Raw genomic sequence first — 16,662 nt, 5'->3', positions numbered from 1 at the left:
AAAAGTCCTCTCCGTTAAGGAGGGGATTTAGGGGAAGTGAAAAGAAATAAAAAAAAGGATTTGAAATGACCAAACGTGTTCCTATTTCTTTTGAGTTTTTCCCACCAAAAACTGATGTAGGTGCGGAGAAACTACGTACTGTTCACCAAGAATTACAGCGATTGAATCCTGAGTTTTTCTCGATTACCTACGGCGCTGGTGGTTCTACACGTGAACGAACTTTAGCTGCAATTCATGATTTCAATGGCAGTGGTACGCCTGTTGCACCTCACCTATCTTGTATTGGTGATGATAAAACACGTATTGCTGAGCTTTTAGACTTATACAAGTCTCAAGGTATTGATCGCATCGTGGCATTACGCGGAGATTTACCTTCAGGTCAGGTTGGCCTAGGTGAGCTTCCATATGCTCAGGACCTCGTGCGCTTTATCCGTGAATATTCGGGTGATCACTTTCATATCGAAGTTGCTGCTTATCCTGAAATGCATCCTCAAGCCGAAAGCTTTGATGTCGATATTCAACGTTTCGTTGAAAAAGTACATGCTGGTGCAAATGCAGGGATTACACAGTTCTTCTTTAATCCTGATGCTTATTTCTATTTTATGGAACGTCTTGATAAAGCGGGTGTGAATATCCCCGTTGCTCCTGGGATTATGCCGATTACCAATGCGAGTAATTTGATCCGCTTTGCTGATGGTACGGGTGCAGAAATTCCTCGTTGGATTCGTAAGCAGCTTGCAGCTTATGGAGATGACAGTAAAAGTATCAAAGCATTCGGCCATGAAGTCATTGTGAAACTCTGCGAACGTTTAATCGCTGGTGGCGCACCATCACTTCACTTCTATTCAATGAATCAAACAGAGCCAACTCAACAACTGGTTGTTGATCTTGGTTTAAACTAATTTGTACGAGCCTAATCCAAGCATGAATCGTTTTTATATCGAAACCGAATTAAATACTGGCAATACCATTGAATTAACGGAATCGGTGTTTCACCATTGGGTACGGGTATTACGTGCAAAAGAACAAGAACAAGCCATCTTTTTTAATGGAAAAGGTGGTGAATACGTTGTAACACTGACTGAAATCAATAAGAAAAATGCATTGGTATCCATTGATCATTTTGATCCAATTGATCGCACGCCCCCTTTTCAAATTGTTTTAGGTCAAGTCATGAGTAAAGGCGATCGCATGGATTATGCGATTCAAAAAGCGACTGAACTTGGCGTTACAACGATTCAACTCTTGACTAGCGAACGTTGCGAAATGCGACTCAAGTACGATCGTGATCAAAAGAAATTAGAGCATTGGCAATCTGTCGCCATCGCCGCATGTGAACAATGTGGCATGAACCGAGTTCCAGAGGTGTTAGCTCCTATCGCATTAATCGATTGGGTCAAGTCAGCCCAACTCCCGCCATCTCGCTTTGTTTTAGCACCAAACAAAACTCAAGAAAATGTATTATTAGACAGTTCACCCGATTTAGCATTATTAATCGGTCCTGAGGGTGGCCTCAGTGAAACTGAAATCGAAACTGCAAATCAAAACCAGTTCAAAAACTGGTGCATTGGCGACCGTGTTTTAAGAACTGAAACTGCTCCGGTTGTGGCTTTGTCTATTTTGAACTATCACTTTTCCATCAAATGATATATGTGGATTGCTTTCCATTGGGTTTAGCGTTAATTTAAATGCACTCAACTCTGCTTACAAAAATAAAAGCTGTAGGCATGAAAAATGAAAAGGATTATTCGTTGTATGTCTGGGGTTCAAAAGCAAGATTCACCGCCACCTATTTATACGGATTTGATCAATTGTTCTAGCCATATCCGTACTTTTGTGCTCAGTGTACTCTGTATTTGTCTTTTAGATTATGTGTTGTTTGGTGTTTTCTACTCTTTTAGTCCCAACATTTTCACTGTTTGGATCTTTATTACTCTAATTGTTTTTCTGCTGTTCTTTTTTCTATGTCGATTCTCTTTACAACACACCTCATCCCCACTTTTCTTAAAAAGAACCAACTATTTATTTCAAATAATATGTTTTTTTGCGGGTTTATTGCTCGGCGCTAACTCTATCATTATTAATTATTATCTCATCAATGATGTACCCAACCTAACAAACTCACATATTTCAATCTTAACCGCCTTGCTCCTCACGACATCACATATCATTGCACTAACATTTTTAACCCAGCATATTCGATATTTTTTACTATTTTTTATTCCCAGTATTGTTCCACTCATTATTTCACAAATTCTATTTGGTGATCATCACCAGACGCTGTTCTATCTCGCGTATTACTCAACTTTCTTTGTAACATTACTATGCGCACAAGCAACTTATAAAATCCATAAACGTCTTTCAGGCGTACTTGAAAAAAACAAACAACTGATGGATGTTTCTGAACGACATAATCAATGGACTGAAGAACTATGTCAGCAGCTACAGCGAGAAATCAATAAATCCAAAGATATAGAAGCACAATTACAATTTAATAATCATTTATTGGAACAAAAAGTTCGTGATCGTACTTTTGATCTCACCCAAATGAATGAAAGCTTAGAAGAACACCGACAAAACCTTGCCTTTGCACATGAAACTGCGGGTATCCACCCTTGGGAATGGAATCTAGAAAATCAGACCATAGGAATAACTAACACACATAGTAAACCTGTTAAACGCGACTCAGATAACCACTATGCGCTGTTGCACAAGATCACCCATCCTGATGATATTGAACGTGTAAAAAACACCTTATATGGTCATTTATATGGACACATAGCACGATATGAAGAGACTTTTCGTATTAAGCGTCCAAATGGCGAATGGTCGTGGATACATGATGTTGGACAAGTGATTCAAAGAGATCCTGTAAATCGAAAACCTTTACGTATGGTTGGTGTCTATCGAGATATCAATCAAGAACGTAAAGATCAAGAACGCTTGAAGCTTTCTGCCAGTGTTTTTGAACAAGCGTCTGAAGGCATATTTATTTTGGACGAACAGTTTAACTATGTTGAAGTTAATCCCAAATACGAACAAATGACAGGATTAGATAAGCAAGCTATTTTAAATAAACACCTGTTTGACATTACCAAGCAAAATAAACCACATCATCAAAACTTCCAACTTTCGATACTCGACACATTAAGCGAAGAATATGAGTATGAAGGAGAGTTTCAAGAGACATATCATTCAGGAAAGTCATGTTTCCTGTGGATTCATATCAATGCCGTCAAAAATGAACAAGACCAAGTCATCAATTATATCGGCATTGTTTCGGATCAAACCGAACGTAAACATCAAGAGCAACGTTTATCTTATTTAACCAACTACGATACGCTAACAGACCTGCCGAATCGTTTTTATTATCAACAGCAGCTTCATCAGTATTTAATCAGTGACGCATCTATTCAGCACCTTGCTGTGATTCGTTTGAACATAGATCGTTTCCGCACATTGAATGAATTGATTAGCAATCAAGCAGGCAATGAACTGTTAAAACAAGTTGCTCAACGTTTACGTGTTAGCAATATCGACGCCCTTTTGGTTGCACACTTAAGCGCTGATGATTTTGCCATTATTTATGAGATGTCACCATTACATCCGCCTATTCATCAACTATGCAATAATATTGTTGAAAACTTTTGCCAACCTTTCTATATCTCTGACCAAGAATATTTGGTCAGTATTTCTGTGGGCGTTGCAATGTTTCCAGAGCATGGGCGTCAAGTTGATAATTTAAATACCCATGCAGAACAGGCCCTCAACGAAGCAAAACGCTTGGGTGGGAACACCATTCGCTATTATTCAAATGAAAGAGCGAGTCTAACCGCCAAATATTCAGATTTAGAACTCGACTTAAGAAAAGCGATTCAAAACAATGAACTCGTCGTTTATTATCAGCCAAAGATTATCGCCCAAAATGATCAAATTGATGGCTTTGAAGCCCTCATCCGTTGGGAGCACCCAACTAAAGGCCTGATCATGCCTGACATATTCATTCCTTTAGCAGAAAGTACCAGCCTTATTTCTGATATTGGACAATTTGTCCTGCATGAGGCAGCTAAGCAATTGCATATATGGCAAGAACTCGGCTTCGCTGACATTCATATTGCAGTCAATATCGTGGTACAACAAATTTTACGTGGGCAACTACTTCATGATATTGATACTATCCTAGCTCAGTATTCAATTTCAGGGCAGAATCTTGAGTTAGAAATTACCGAGTCTGCTTTTCTAGAAAATACAGAAAGTGTAAAAGTCGTTTTACAAGCCCTCAAACAACGCCATATTTCAATAGCGCTTGATGATTTTGGCACAGGCTACTCTTCCCTTGCTTATTTAACCGAATACCCAATAGACACTCTGAAAATTGACCGTGCTTTTATCTCAAAAATCGGCGATGCAAAACAAGACGCGATAGTTAATGCCATGATTGCAATGGGTAAAACGATTGGCCTAAAAGTTGTGGCTGAAGGCGTTGAGACTGAGCAGCAAAGCGAATATCTGAAACGCCAAAACTGTGACATATTGCAGGGTTACTTATTTGCTAGACCATTAACAGCAATACATGCGACTGAATATTTACAACAGCATACCTAACTGTCAACCGCAAAAACTTCCATTTAAGGGTGGATTTTAAGCATTTTGGCAGTTTATTTTAAGCTCGTTATGAATTGTCAATAAGCATGTTCGTTCAGTGAAAATAAGCTTTTTTGACTGGGCGAAAGCATGAACTAGTGCTATATTCTTGTGCACTTATCTTAATATAGTAATTAGCCCCCTATATGGCTGATTATTATCGGAACAATCGAGACTCAGATGGACGATCAATCTTTAAAACAGGCCGCTTTGTATTACCATGAATTTCCTACTCCGGGAAAAATCAGTGTGACACCTAGCAAGCAGCTCGTTAACCAACGAGATCTAGCGCTTGCATATTCTCCTGGTGTTGCAGCTCCGTGTTTGGAAATCGAACGAGACCCTTCTACTGCTGCCAAATATACAGCACGTGGTAATCTGGTCGCCGTCGTGAGTAATGGTACAGCTGTACTGGGTTTAGGGAACATTGGTCCTTTAGCATCAAAACCTGTAATGGAAGGTAAAGGCGTACTTTTCAAAAAGTTCGCTGGTGTCGATGTATTTGATATCGAAATCGCAGAAAATGATCCAGACAAAATCGTCGATATCGTTGCAGCATTAGAACCAACATTTGGTGGTATCAACTTAGAAGACATCAAAGCACCTGAATGCTTCTATATCGAGAAGAAGCTTCGTGAACGCATGAAGATTCCTGTGTTTCATGATGATCAACACGGCACCAGTATTATCGTAGGCTCTGCATTATTAAATGCTTTGCAAATCGTAAATAAGAAAATTGATGAAATCAAAATTGTAGCATCTGGTGCAGGTGCTGCGGCATTATCTTGCTTAGATTTACTTTGTGCTCTTGGTGTGAATAAAGCCAATATCACTGTTGCTGATTCTCGCGGTCTTCTCACTACTTCACGCGAAGGACTTGATGAGTCGAAAAAGCGTTACGTACAAGACATCGCAGCAACACAATTGCATGAAGTGATTGCTGGTGCGGATATGTTCTTGGGTCTTTCGGCAGCAGGTATTTTAACCAAAGAAATGGTTAAAGAAATGGCTGAAAATCCGATTATCTTTGCACTCGCTAACCCTGATCCAGAAATCTTGCCTGAACATGCACATGAAGTACGTCCTGATGTCATTATGGCGACAGGTCGTTCGGACTATCCAAACCAAGTTAATAATGCGCTTTGCTTCCCGTATATCTTCCGTGGTGCACTAGATGTCGGCGCTACCACCATCAATGAAGAAATGAAAATTGCATGTGTACATGCGATTGCACGTATGGCGCACGTAGAAGCTGATGCTGCTACTTATGGTGAAAAATCAGTATCATTTGGCCGTGATTACTTGATCCCTGGCCCACTTGATCAGCGCTTGATTTTAGAAATCGCACCTGCGGTTGCTAAAGCAGCAATGGATTCTGGTGTTGCAACTCGTCCAATTGAAGATTTCTCTGCATATCGTCAAAGACTTTCTGAGTTCGTGTATAACTCAGCGTTCTTAATGAAACCAATTTTTGCTCAAGCGAAAACTGACCCTAAACGTATTGCATACGCTGAAGGTGAAGACGAGCGCGTATTACGTGCAGTACAAATCGCAGTTGATGAAGGTTTGGCTAAACCAATTTTAGTCGGCCGTACCACGGTAATTGAAGCAAATATCAAAAAATTAGGTCTGCGTTTACAACACGGTGTAAACATCGAGATCGTTGATCAAGAAAAAAATCCTCAATACGAGGAATTTTGGAAAGATTACTATAAAACCATGCAGCGCAAAGGCGTGACAGTAGAGTATGCACAGCGTGAAACACGTCGCCGCTCAACCCTGATCGCAGCTTTACTGGTTAAATTCGGTCAAGCCGATGGTATGCTCTGTGGTACTTATGCAAGCTACGATATCCATTTAGATTTCGTTAAAAATGTCATTGGTTTAAAAGAAGGTCGCAGCACTTTCTTTACCCTAAATGCGTTGATGCTTGAAGATCGCAACCTATTTATTGCTGACACTTATGTGAATACCAACCCAACGGCTGAACAGCTTGCTGAAATGACCATTTTAGCTGCGGAAGAAGTACGTCGTTTTGGTATCACACCACGTGTTGCACTGCTTTCCCATTCAAGTTTTGGTAGTGATCAACTTGATTCTAGCGCTCAAAAAATGCGTGAAGTCTATCGCTTACTTACAGAACAAGCGCCTGAACTAGAAGTTGAAGGTGAAATGCATGGAGATGCAGCACTTGACGAAAACATCCGTCACTTTGCTTTTCCAAATTCACGCTATAAAGGTTCAGCTAACCTATTGATCATGCCAAACCTAGACTCAGCAAACATTTCTTTTAACTTGTTGAAAGCAACATCTGGGAACAATGTGACGATTGGACCAATTTTATTGGGTGCAGCCAAACCAGTTCATATCCTCACCCCAACAGCAACAACCCGCCGTCTAATCAACATGACTGCATTGACTGTTGCTGAAATTCAACAAAGTCAAAACTAACCGCCACAAGCAAAGCTTTTGCTGAAAAGCTTTGCTTAGTGCTTGAGAAAACCTCTATTCTGTAGCATGATTGTGTGAAGAATAGAGGTTTTTTCATGCAAGTTTATTTAGTAGGCGGTGCTGTTCGAGATCATTTACTTGGGCATCCCTATCACGAAAAAGATTATGTTGTGGTTGGTGCAACGCCAGAGCAATTACTCGCCGAAGGTTATCAACCTGTTGGCAAAGACTTTCCTGTATTTCTACATCCCAAAACAAAAGAAGAATACGCACTCGCACGTACAGAACGTAAATCTGGAGTTGGTTATCATGGTTTCCAATGCTTTTCAGACACCAGTGTTAAATTAGAAGAAGATTTGATTCGCCGAGACCTAACCATCAATGCCATGGCAATGGATGAACAAGGCAAGGTTTATGATCCTTATGGTGGACAAAAAGACCTTCGTCAAAAAATTCTTCGCCATGTTTCTGATGCCTTTACCGAAGATCCACTTCGCGTACTTCGAGTTGCACGCTTTGCTGCACGATATGCGGCGTATGACTTTAAAATTGCGGATGAAACACTGCAACTCATGCAAGACATCGCGCAATCAGGCGAATTAAATGCCCTTACTCCAGAACGCGTCTGGAAAGAAACCTCTCGGGCATTAATGGAAGATCATGCAGATGTGTATTTTCAAATACTCAAAGACTGTGGTGCTTTAAAAATCTTATTTCCTGAACTCGATGCCTTATTTGGTGTACCACAACGCCCTGAATACCATCCTGAAATAGATTGTGGTATTCATACACTTATGGCACTGAAACAAGCATGTCAGGCAAATTATGCGCTAGATGTGCGCTTCGCTGTACTTGTGCACGACTTAGGCAAAGCACTCACCCCTGTTGAAGAATTACCAAGACATATTATGCATGAAGAACGCGGCATACAGCCCGTGACTGATGTGTGTGATCGCTTAAAAGTACCTAGCTATCTTAAAAATCTAGCGCTCACCGTATGCAAAGAACATTTGAAATGTCATCAAGTCAAAAATCTAAAACCCGGTACGTTATGGCGCTTTTTACAACGCTTAGATGTACTGCGTAGACCTGAAAAAGCTAAAGCTTTTGTTCAAGCCTGTGAATGCGATGCCAAAGGTCGTTTGGGTTTAGAACACCGCCCATATCCTCAGGCACAATATCTGCTAGATGCGATGGAAATCGTTAGACATATTCGGGCACAAGATTTACCTGAACATATTAAAGGCCCTGAAATAGGCGAAATGTTGATTCAATACCGTATTGAGGCATTAGCAAAATTTAAGGAACAGCACGAAGAATAAACCCGTTTAACACGCCATCGTTGTGCGACGAAGCAGTTTAAAATTTATATTAGACCCTTTCATAACCCTGCATATTTCTCCTATAGAGAGAATGAGGAACGATTGAAGTTTCGCAAGGGATTTATGAAAGAAGTCTATTATTTAGTCAATAATATTGGATCTTCAATGCTATAACCCGTTTCAAAAGGGATACCAAGGTATTTGACTGTCACAAGCACATTATTACTGTGAGGCACTTTATAGACTTTAGATATATTCAACCCTTGCTTGTAAGTGTTAGCTGTTTGTAATGTACTTTTTAGACGGAAGCTTTTAACCCGATATTGATAAGACCATTTATCAATAGATTCTTGTGGGTCATACCATGCCTCTGCCGTTCCCTTTTTCGTGGTTAATATTTGAATGTGAGCATTACGGTTGTGTACAGGTTGAAGTGAAAGTAAACGCTTTTGAATTTTCTTAATTTCTCTATCAAATTGCGTACTCTCTTGATCATAATCAATTAATTTAGTTTTAGGGTTGAGATAAAGCGAATGAACCTGAATAAGTTTAGTCGGATTAGCACTATTTAATTGATAATAATAGAGTTGAGGTAAACGACCCCGACCGTCTTCAAAATGTCGCATCAGATAAATCTTTTGGGCCTTTCGATCCAACCCTAAAACTTCTATATGCTGTGGTCCACCAACCGTTGCATAAACGGTTAGAGGTAAGCATGACAAAAAAAGTGCACCGAAAATAATTTTTAGTATAGGTTTAGACATATCCAGCTCCAAAGCAATCTGTATAGTTAAGCCCAATATATTGAGTTTTTAATGAAGATGGGGTTAATTTTCATCCATTACGCATTTATTTATAATAAGATCGAAAAATTCTTTTGTGACATGTTCTGGTATTGGCTTACCTAAAATGAATTTTTATTTCCAATAAAAAACCCAGCCAAAAATGACTGGGCTTTTATAACTTTTACTTATTCAGTAAAAATTATTGAGCAGCAGCAGCTTGAGCAGCAGCAACTTCGTCAGCAAAGCTCATTTCAGCTTTCTTCTCAATACCTTCGCCTACTTCGAAACGAACGAATTGAACAACAACTGTACCAGTCGCTTTCAATACATCAGCAACTTTTTTGTCGTTATCGATTACATACATTTGACGATCAAGCGCAACTTCGTTCAAATATTTTTCAATTGAACCAGTTACCATTTTCTCAACGATGTTCGCAGGCTTACCAGATTCTAATGCTTTCGCTTCAGCAATTTCTTTCTCTTTAGCGATCAAGTCAGCAGAAACAGCTTCAGCATTTACAGCAACTGGGTTGAATGCAGCAACGTGCATTGCAATACCTTTACCAGTATCAGCATCACCAGTGTAAGCAACAACAACACCGATTTTTAAACCGTGTTTGTACACAGCCAAGTTTTCGCCTTCAACAATTTGAGCGCGACGAACTTGAATGTTTTCACCGATTTTTTGAACAAGTGCAACACGTGCTTCTTCTACTGTAGCGCCGTCTTCAAGCTTAAGTTCAGCAATTTTTGCAGCATCAGTTTCGCCAGCAGCAAGTGCAGCAGTAGCAACTTTATCAGAGAAGTTTTTGAAGTTTTCGTCTTTAGCAACGAAGTCAGTCTGACAGTTAACTTCAACAAGAATCGCTTTGTTACCGTTTTGAATGATCGTGATCGCGCCATCAGCAGCAATATTACCTGCTTTTTTAGCAGCTTTTGCTTGACCTGATTTACGAAGGTTATCAATCGCAAGTTCGATGTCGCCGCCTGCTTCTGTTAATGCTTTTTTACATTCCATCATCGCAAGACCAGTACGGTCACGTAATTCTTTTACCATGCTCGCAGTAACTGCAGTCATGTTGATCTCCTAAAATCGGTAGAAAATAAATCTGTTCAACAAAAACGGCCCAAAGAAACTCTGGGCCGTTTGCAATCTCGACGCTTTAATTTGCCACCATTACATGTCGCAAAAATGACAAGCTTGCGTCAAAACGCATTAAGCCTCAGAAGCATCTTTAGCAGCGTCATCGCCTTTTGCTTGTGCATTTGCTTGTGATTGAGCATATTCTTTACCAGCAAGAATCGCATCAGCCATAGCAGAAGCATACAAAGTCACTGCACGGATCGCATCATCATTACCCGGAATAACGTAATCAACGTTGTCTGGGTTAGAGTTTGTATCAACGATACCGATTACAGGAATACCTAAGTTTTTCGCTTCTTTGATTGCAATCGCTTCGTGATCAACGTCGATTACAAATAATGCGTCAGGTAAACCACCCATGTTTTTAACGCCGCCTAAAGCACGTTCAAGCTTGTCCATCTCACGAGTACGTTCTAAAGCTTCACGTTTAGTAAGCTTAGCAAAAGTACCGTCTTGAGATTGAGTTTGAAGATCTTTTAAACGGTTGATAGATTGGCGAAGTGTTTTCCAGTTCGTCAACATACCACCTAACCAGCGGTGATCTACATATGGTTGACCAGCGCGTTGAGCTTGTTCACGGATGATGTTAGAAGCAGCTCGTTTTGTACCAACGAATAATACTTTGTTCTTTTTGCTCGCAAGGTTGTTCACAAAGTTCAATGCATCATTTAACGCAGGAACAGTATGCTCAAGGTTGATGATGTGAATTTTGTTACGTGCGCCAAAAATGTATTGACGCATTTTTGGGTTCCAGAAACGAGTTTGGTGACCAAAGTGTGCGCCTGCTTGAAGAAGGTCGCGCATACCTACGTTGTAATCTGCCATTTTCTTTACCTTAAGATTTGGGTTAGGCCTCCATATATCCGCATTCTCCACCTATTGCTAGGCACCCAGAGTAATGTGACGATATATGTGCGGATTTTGTACGACTATTTTACCATACAGTTTCGTAATACCTCCCATTAAGAAAGATAGTCACGAAAAGCAATTGATAAAATAGGCGGCTATTTATACCATAGTCACTTGCGAATTACCAAAAGTTTTTAGAGATCATGAATACAACTTATACAGCTCCTCGCCGATTAATCAAAACTCCCGATGAAATTGAAAAAATGCGTGTTGCAGGGAAACTGGCAGCTGAAGTTTTAGACATGATTAAGCCTTTTATTAAGGCAGGTGTGAGTACACTAGAACTCGACACAATTTGTCATGATCACATTGTCAACGCTCAGCAAGCCATTCCTGCTTGTTTGGGTTATGGCGCAGCACCAGGTCGCCCTGCTTTCCAACATACAATCTGCACATCGGTTAACCATGTGGTCTGTCACGGTATCCCGTCCGAAGCAAAAACGCTTAAAAATGGTGACATTCTAAATATTGATGTGACTGTTATTAAAGATGGCTATCACGGCGATACCAATATGATGTATATCGTTGGTGGAGAGACTTCTATTCTAGCAAATCGCCTTTGTAAGGTTGCACAGGAAGCGATGTATCGTGGTATGGCAACAGTTAAGGACGGTTCATATCTTGGCGATGTCGGTCATGCAATTCAACAATATGTTGAATCTGAACGCTTCAGCGTCGTTCGTGAATATTGTGGTCATGGTATTGGCAATGTCTTCCATGATGAACCACAAGTGTTGCACTATGGTCAAAAAGGTACGGGCATGCGCCTTGAAGCGGGCATGACCTTTACGATCGAACCAATGGTGAATGCAGGCGTTTGGCAAACCAAATTATTAGGTGATAAATGGACGGTCGTAACCAAAGACCATAAATTATCTGCTCAATATGAGCATACGATTTTAGTCACTCAAACAGGGATTGAGGTTTTAACTGCGCGCCCTGAAGAAGATTTATCTCGTTTTATGTAATTTATTATTGATCTTTAAATTACTCTCAAAAAAGCTATTTCGGTAGCTTTTTTTACATCCACAATTTCTTCATCAATTAATCTAAATAAAACAAAATATTTCATAAGCACAACAATTATAAAATCTAACTAAACACACTATTCATAAAAAAGAGTTATGTTGGGCGCAAGAAAAATCCTTACAAACTTTTGGACATGGAGTCCCTCGATGATGAAAAAGTCATTTCCTTTCTTAATAACAGGGCTTTGCACCCTCCCCACGCTTGCTTTTGCAGACTCACCCTATTTTAGTCTTAAAGATGGTGATGGATTTAAACGTTTCTCTGTTTCCGCGGGTTGGTTACATGCAATGCCTCAAGGCTCAGCAAATCCAATCAATGTAAATACGAGTATTGCTGAAGGAACCCAATCAAAAGTTGGTTCAGTTTCTAAAAAAGCTGTACTGGCAGCTGCAGATCGCGACTCCAACAAACTTCTTTATGATGCAATCAAAATACAACCATTAGACCCCGTACCAGGAGCGTTAACAGGTACTGCAACTGTAAATGGCCTTTCGAATTGGCAAAGTCAAGGTACTGGCTTGGAAGCTGATAATGTTGATACTGTTGGCCTCATGTTTAATTACAATTTTACCGATAATCTGTCATTAGAGGTCAAAGCAGGTATTCCTCCAAAAGTCGATATCAAAGGTAAAGGAGATATTTATGCTCCTTTAAGTGGAAAAGCAGATACAGCTTTAGGTTCTATCGGCCTAAAACAAGATATTCATATCACTGATTTAACTCAGGGCGATAAAGCAGCTTCCGCACGAGCATGGTTACCAGCAGTCGAACTCCACTACCAATTTGGTAAAACAGGTGTTAATAAATTTCGCCCTTATGTAGGGGCTGGTGTCATGTATGCTTACTTCAACTCATTAAAAATTAATCCTGCAATTGAATCTGATCTTATTGCGGCAGGTCATATGATTCAAAATATTCATGATGATAAAGCGGGTGCGGCATTAGATGGCAAAAAATCATCTGCCGATCCAATGGTTAAACTCAAAGCAACAGATACTTTCGCACCGATCGTCACGATAGGCGCAACTTATGACTTCAAACCAAACTGGTTTGCTGTCGGCTCGGTTTCTTATGCAAAAATGAACAATGAAGCAAAAATCTATGTCACTGACCGCAACACTGGCAAAGAGTTAATCCGCGCCAACACCAAAATTGATATTGATCCACTGATCACTTATGTGGGTATCGGTTACCGCTTCTAATTTTCATCTTGTTTCGATAAGCAGCTTCGGCTGCTTTTTTATTTACGCTACTTTTTAAACCACTGTGCATAGAATTTGCGCACCAATTACAAACAATCTAATCATGATTGTCTAACCAAATTTTTTAAATCAATACCGAACAATTCGGCTCCTATCTTTCAAAAATGGTCTGCATCCTGAATGTACACAAAAATACTTTTTTGCAATGAATAGCTTAATTTATTCATTTGGTTAATTATTTTTTATGGCATGCCCCTTGCATTATGACTGATATGTTGAATCAAAGATGATTCAAAAATTTGTCGACGGCCAACGATGTCCGTTCTGTTCGCTTTGCTTATGCAGATATTCTGCTTCGCAAAAAATTACGTTCAGTTCAGGAGAAGTTTATGTCTTCAAAAATGAATTTAGATGCAAAAAAAGCCACTGAAATAAAATTATTTAGCTTTGCTACTCCTGCAATGCGTGCATTTCACATGACATGGCTGGCGTTCTTTGTCTGCTTCTTCGCATGGTTTGCCTGCGCTCCGCTGATGCCTGTCATTGCTGGTGAGTTTAATTTAACCAAATCTCAAATCGCCAATATCAATATTGCAGCCGTTGCCATTACTATCATTATCCGACTGATTGTCGGTCCGCTATGCGATAAATATGGTCCACGTATCACTTATACAGCCCTACTCTTACTGGGAAGTATTCCTGTTTTTGGGGTTGCCGCAGCAAATACCTATGAATCCTTTCTATTCTTTCGCTTATTAATTGGAGCGATTGGGGCAAGCTTCGTCATTACCCAATACCATACCAGTGTCATGTTTGCACCAAATGTTGTCGGCACGGCAAATGCAGCCGCTGCGGGTTGGGGTAATGCGGGTGGTGGTGCAACTCAGGCGATCATGCCGTTAATTCTTGGTGCGATCATCATGTTTGGTGTTGAGCAAGCAATGGGCTGGCGTATCGCTTTACTCGTACCGGGGATCATGATGGTGATCGTCGGTATTCTCTACTGGAAACTCACTCAAGATAGCCCACAAGGTAACTTTAAAGAATTGCGGGAACAAGGTATAGAAGCAGGTAATATTAAAAAAGGTGGTACTGCAATCTTAATGCAGGCTGCGCGTAATTATCGTGTATGGGTACTGTTCACTGCATATGCTGCATGTTTTGGCATCGAGATTTTTATTCATAATATTGCTGCGATGTACTATGTTGACCATTTTAATATGGGCTTAAAAGAAGCAGGACTCACAGCGGGAATCTTTGGTCTATTGGCGTTATTTGCGCGTGCATTGGGCGGTATTGTTTCTGATAAAGTGGCTGTGAATAAAGGCCTAGATGGTCGTACACGAATACTATTTTTATTGATCTTAGGCGAAGGTCTATTTTTGATCATTTTCTCACAAATGAATACCGTCATGCTTGCCGTACTCGCTATGACAGTTTTTGCACTGTTTACACATATGGCCTGTGGTGCAACCTATGCATTGGTTCCATTTATCGACCGTGATGCACTCGGTGGTGTAGCAGGCATCATTGGCGCAGGCGGAAATGTCGGTGCTGTCGCGGCTGGTTTCTTACTAAAAGGTCTACTCGACATCCAAACCTGTCTCATGATCCTAGGCTGTCTCGTGACTGTTGCCGCCTTTAGTGTGGTGCTGATTCGCTTCTCAGTCGAACACAAGGAAAAAGAAAAAGAGTTGTTTGAACAAGCGCTACTTGAACGTAACGCTGCAACTTAATTCAACGCTCAATTGAGAGGGATGTCAGCGTCTAACTCCCTCTTTATAACCTCTCACACTCAAATCTTTAATTCTAGGGGAAATATGATGAAAATCATTTCAATGTCATTACTCACGCTTAGCTGTTTTGCCGCATTCAATGCATCTGCAAACAATGATTTTATCGATAACACTAAGTTCACGCTTGATAGTCGCCTTCGTTTTGAAATGGTCGACCAAGACAATCCTTTAAAAAAAGCGGAAGCAGCCACCCTACGTATCCGCCCTGCACTGCAAACAGGCACATGGCAAGGTTTAAGTTTATTTGCTCAAGGTGAAGCAACCATTGAACTCAACGACCGTTTCAATAGCACACGGAATAACGAAACAAAATACAGTAGCGTTCCCGATCCAGAAAACCTAGACATCAACCAATTATATTTAAATTACAGCAACCCTAAATTCGATGCTCGCCTAGGCCGCCAAGTCATTAATTTAGATAATCAACGTTTGATTGGCTCTGTAGGTTGGCGTCAAAATGAACAAAGCTATGATGCAGTCAGTCTAAATCTAAAACCAACCCAATCTTTGCAGGTGTACTATGCCTATATTGATCAGGTAAATACGATTTTTGGAAGTGAAGATCCCAAGCCAATTGCATTGATCGCACAAGATGGGGAACAAGACAGTCAAATTCATTTGGCACAAATCAAATATAACTACAGCCCACAACTCAATGCTGTGCTGTATGGTTATTTTATTGATTTTGAAAATCTAAACGCTTGGTCAAACCAAACCTATGGCCTACGCCTAACGGGTAAGCAAAACAACTTCCGCTATGCCGCCGAATATGCCAAACAACAAGATTATGCAGATCAACCTATAACATATGATGCTGATTACTATGCAGTCGAACTCGGTTATCAAATATCAGGAAAATCCCCGATTGGCGAAGTTGCTGTTGGTTATGAAGTGTTAAGCAGCGATAACGGTAAAATTGCATTTCAAACCCCCTTGGCAACAAAACATAAGTTTAATGGGTGGACGGATATGTTTTTAAATACGCCAGTCAATGGTTTGCGTGATGCCTATATTAGTTCGAGTTTTAATATATTCAGCAAAGGAAAACTGATGACCGAATTACATCATTACCGTAGCGATGAAAAAGGATTAGATTATGGACAAGAGTTTGCACTTTCTTATGCGCAAGCACTGCCAATCAAAGGCTTATCAGGATTAGCTAAATTTTCGCGCTACCAAGCTGAAGATTTTGGTGTCGACACTGACAAACTTTGGTTACAACTGGATTATAAATATTAAAACTATATTTTTAATTCCAATTCAAGCAGTTAGTTTCTATCGTCAATAATGCTGTAAAGCTGTCATCAAATTTTAAAATTTGAATGATTTAATAAAAAATAAAAAACCGATAAAAGTGCAAAAGCGTGTTGATCGAGTAGA

12 protein-coding genes are annotated in these 16,662 nt (G+C 40.1%); 9 read left to right on the top strand and 3 right to left on the bottom strand.

Annotation, left to right across the window (positions count from 1 at the left end; translation table 11 throughout):
* Positions 1-65: 65 nt before the first annotated feature.
* The 5 genes from metF (at position 66) to F991_RS08365 (ending at position 8,417) form a co-directional block, all read left to right on the top strand.
* Entirely contained in the window at positions 66-902 is an 837-nt protein-coding gene (gene metF, locus F991_RS08385) for a methylenetetrahydrofolate reductase [NAD(P)H] (protein ID WP_004670573.1), read from the top strand.
* Positions 903-924: 22 nt separating this feature from the next.
* Positions 925-1,647, top strand: a complete 723-nt coding sequence (locus F991_RS08380; protein WP_004670571.1) for a 16S rRNA (uracil(1498)-N(3))-methyltransferase — start codon at positions 925-927, stop codon at positions 1,645-1,647.
* 108 nt (positions 1,648-1,755) lie between these two features.
* The gene (locus F991_RS08375; protein WP_004670570.1) at positions 1,756-4,605 is read left to right on the top strand and encodes a sensor domain-containing protein; all 2,850 of its coding nucleotides are present in this window, start codon (positions 1,756-1,758) and stop codon (positions 4,603-4,605) included.
* Positions 4,606-4,824: 219 nt separating this feature from the next.
* The gene (locus tag F991_RS08370; RefSeq protein WP_004670568.1) at positions 4,825-7,095 is read left to right on the top strand and encodes an NADP-dependent malic enzyme; all 2,271 of its coding nucleotides are present in this window, start codon (positions 4,825-4,827) and stop codon (positions 7,093-7,095) included.
* A 95-nt stretch (positions 7,096-7,190) separates the two neighbouring features.
* A complete protein-coding gene (locus tag F991_RS08365) occupies positions 7,191-8,417 on the top strand; it encodes a multifunctional CCA addition/repair protein (protein ID WP_004670566.1) in 1,227 nt (408 codons plus the stop codon).
* A 137-nt stretch (positions 8,418-8,554) separates the two neighbouring features.
* Here F991_RS08365 and F991_RS08360 read toward each other — a convergent pair whose 3' ends face one another.
* The 3 genes from F991_RS08360 to rpsB all read right to left on the bottom strand — a co-directional run bounded on the left by F991_RS08360 (position 8,555) and on the right by rpsB (position 11,171).
* Positions 8,555-9,181, bottom strand: a complete 627-nt coding sequence (locus F991_RS08360) for a hypothetical protein (protein WP_004670564.1) — start codon at positions 9,179-9,181, stop codon at positions 8,555-8,557.
* Between the two features lie 220 nt (positions 9,182-9,401).
* Positions 9,402-10,280: a translation elongation factor Ts gene (tsf, locus tag F991_RS08355; protein WP_004670562.1), complete on the bottom strand. Its 879-nt coding sequence runs from the start codon at positions 10,278-10,280 to the stop codon at positions 9,402-9,404.
* Positions 10,281-10,418: 138 nt separating this feature from the next.
* A complete protein-coding gene (rpsB, locus tag F991_RS08350) occupies positions 10,419-11,171 on the bottom strand; it encodes a 30S ribosomal protein S2 (protein ID WP_004670561.1) in 753 nt (250 codons plus the stop codon).
* 227 nt (positions 11,172-11,398) lie between these two features.
* On the opposite strand from rpsB, the gene map reads away from it, so the two are divergent.
* The 4 genes from map (at position 11,399) to F991_RS08330 (ending at position 16,521) form a co-directional block, all read left to right on the top strand.
* The gene (gene map, locus F991_RS08345) at positions 11,399-12,223 is read left to right on the top strand and encodes a type I methionyl aminopeptidase (RefSeq protein WP_004670559.1); all 825 of its coding nucleotides are present in this window, start codon (positions 11,399-11,401) and stop codon (positions 12,221-12,223) included.
* A gap of 207 nt (positions 12,224-12,430) precedes the next feature.
* On the top strand, positions 12,431-13,486 hold the full coding sequence (locus F991_RS08340; RefSeq protein WP_171063429.1) for an OmpW/AlkL family protein: 1,056 nt from the start codon (positions 12,431-12,433) through the stop codon (positions 13,484-13,486).
* A gap of 389 nt (positions 13,487-13,875) precedes the next feature.
* A complete protein-coding gene (locus tag F991_RS08335) occupies positions 13,876-15,222 on the top strand; it encodes an MFS transporter (protein ID WP_004670555.1) in 1,347 nt (448 codons plus the stop codon).
* A gap of 87 nt (positions 15,223-15,309) precedes the next feature.
* Positions 15,310-16,521, top strand: a complete 1,212-nt coding sequence (locus F991_RS08330) for an alginate export family protein (protein ID WP_171063428.1) — start codon at positions 15,310-15,312, stop codon at positions 16,519-16,521.
* Positions 16,522-16,662: the final 141 nt, after the last annotated feature.

Origin of the sequence: Acinetobacter sp. CIP-A165 (genome assembly GCF_000367985.1) — a bacterium.
Lineage (GTDB): Bacteria > Pseudomonadota > Gammaproteobacteria > Pseudomonadales > Moraxellaceae > Acinetobacter.
This window is presented reverse-complemented; position numbering and strand designations above follow the sequence as displayed.